The 2,205-nt window shown below is 44.2% G+C and carries 2 protein-coding genes and 1 pseudogene; all 3 read right to left on the bottom strand.

All coding sequences use genetic code 11. The features are described from left to right. Positions 1-446, bottom strand: a pseudogene (locus ABGY95_RS06205) (hypothetical protein); the annotation flags it as partial. A gap of 514 nt (positions 447-960) precedes the next feature. Then, a complete protein-coding gene (locus tag ABGY95_RS06210; protein WP_347440828.1) occupies positions 961-1,785 on the bottom strand; it encodes an IS3 family transposase in 825 nt (274 codons plus the stop codon). Further along, complete coding sequence (locus ABGY95_RS06215) at positions 1,782-2,099, bottom strand: transposase (RefSeq protein ID WP_347440829.1); 318 nt, start codon at positions 2,097-2,099, stop codon at positions 1,782-1,784. The genes ABGY95_RS06210 and ABGY95_RS06215 overlap by 4 nt, the downstream gene beginning before the upstream one ends. Between the last annotated feature and the right edge of the window lie 106 nt (positions 2,100-2,205).

The following is a 2,205-nucleotide window of genomic DNA, read 5'->3' on the forward strand; positions in this document are numbered from 1 at the left end:
TCCATGTTAGCAATTTTTGATCTCAAACCTTTATTGTAACTAGCTAATTGACGATTTGTAGTCTCTAAATCCTTAATTGACGAAGCTAGCTCTTTATTTTCACCAGCTTCAGCTTTGACATTATTTACCTGCTTTTTACCTACTTGATGTCCAGTCACTCCTCCAGCCACACCCCCTGCCACTGCCGCAGCAATTATCCCCTCCTCTGAAGCACCACTTAAATACGCAATACCTCCGCCTAATGCGGCTCCACTAACTGTACCTATAGCCGTGGCTTGAAACTTAATTTTTTTATACGTCGACTCAGGTGGAGTTACATAATCGGTAGATGATATGGCTCCAGACGCATTTCCTGGTCCAGAAGTACAACTTGTAAACATTGTGGCAACTAGCCCCATACAAATAAACACCTTTAACTTTTCGAGGTTTTTAGATTTTAAATACATAAACACAAAGATTTCGTAATGACAACATGTGTGTGTGTCAATTTTTTATGGTCACTAAATGGCCTAACTAAGAATAACATTCAACCAAAACTGCTGGAGCGGCATACTCCCAAAATAAAATCACACACAGCCAATCACACACAGCCAATCACACACAGCCAATCACACACAGCCAATCACACACAGCCAATCACACACAGCCAATCACACACAGCCAATCATTCACTAGCCACTCATTCACATCGACTAACTAGCTCAAAACCACAATTCTCCGCCTAACAATTAGAATATTAATCGATAGACATTCTCGGACAATCGATTAAGGAAATGGCCAATATTTTTTTCACTCCAGTCCCGGCTTCCATGTGTTTATGAAGTGGTCTCCTAAACGTTGCCAGTGATTTGCAGTTTATATTGAAATCCTGACAGCTCTATCGATGACGAGTTATTGTTGGTGATTAGCCAGCTTTGGGCAATCTATTTGTGTCGTTTGCTTTTATTGCCTTAGGCTGGTTTAAGCTGCTTTTCGTTGGGCTTCTTGGTAGACGCTCCATGGGGTTTGGTTTGATAGCGATTGATGCCTTCTTCGGTGGTTATAGAACTCCATCCAGTCATCAACCAAAGCTTCTAGTTCTGGTACGTTGCTGTAGCTCCAGAGCCTGAGTTTCTCATACTTGATGCTCCGCCAGAGACGCTCGATGAACACGTTGTCTCGCCAGCATCCTTTGCCGTCCATGCTCACTTTGATCCCTCTAGATTCAATTTCTCCCACCCATTCTTTACTACTAAATTGGCTGCCTTGATCGGTGTTGAAGATCTTAGGCTGCCGACCTGTAGCCTTGAAGGCTTTGCGCAATACTCGGAGGCAAAATGCTGAATCCATCGTGTTGCACACTTCCCATGAAAGTACTGCACGAGTGTGCCAGTCCATCACAGCAATCAAGTAGGCGTGACCTCGAGGCATTGGTATATAAGTGATGTCAGTGCACCAGACTTCATCCGCAGCCGTCACAGGAGTGTCTCTGAGAAGGTAAGGGTAAATCTTGTGCGACTTACCACGTTTGCTGGTGTTAGGCTTGGGAACCATTGCTTCGATTCCTAGCAACCTCATCAAACGACGCACTCGCTTCCTGCCGACTTCATACCCTCTATCTCTGAGTTCGTGAATCAAGTTGCGCTGCCCCATGTGGCAGTATTTGAAGTGAATTTCATCAAGATGCAGCATGATCTTGTGATCCTCCTCACTGATCTTAGCCCTTTTGGGCTTTAAGCGGTTGCGGTTGACTTCTAGCAAAGCTGATTGTTGCCTAATTGATAAAGCGTGCTGAGTATCAATCATAGCTTTTCGCTCACATCGATTCCCAGCTGTTCGCACTTTTTTAGAAGGAAGTCCTTCTCTAGCACGAGTTGCCCTACTTTACGCTCCATCTGAGCCTCTCTGACTTCGAGTTTTTTTAACTCTTTCTTACTGGTGTTAGAACTCTCAAAAAGTTCAACCATTCGAGACTCTAACTCCTTTTTCCACTGACTGACCTGGGACGGAGCTACATCATTCTCCTGGGCTATGTCGTTTACTGAGCGAATCCCCTTGAGAGCTTCGGTGGCGATACGTGCTTTAAATTCAGCACTAAGGTGTCTTTTCTTACGTTTCATTTGTCTGTTTTTCGGTGATTAAGCCACCGATGAACAGTCAGATATTTCAATACGCTATTGGCTCCGTTTCACGGATCCACTTCTCCATTATTTGTAACCGCAAGAG

Origin of the sequence: Rubritalea sp. (genome assembly GCF_039830215.1) — a bacterium.
Taxonomy (GTDB): Bacteria; Verrucomicrobiota; Verrucomicrobiia; order Verrucomicrobiales; family Akkermansiaceae; genus Rubritalea.

Excerpts from the sequence above, each read along its gene's own strand:
- ABGY95_RS06215 (WP_347440829.1), bottom strand. The coding sequence starts at position 2,099 with ATGAAACGTAAGAAAAGACACCTTAGTGCTGAATTTAAAGCACGTATC.
- ABGY95_RS06210 (WP_347440828.1), bottom strand. The coding sequence starts at position 1,785 with ATGATTGATACTCAGCACGCTTTATCAATTAGGCAACAATCAGCTTTG.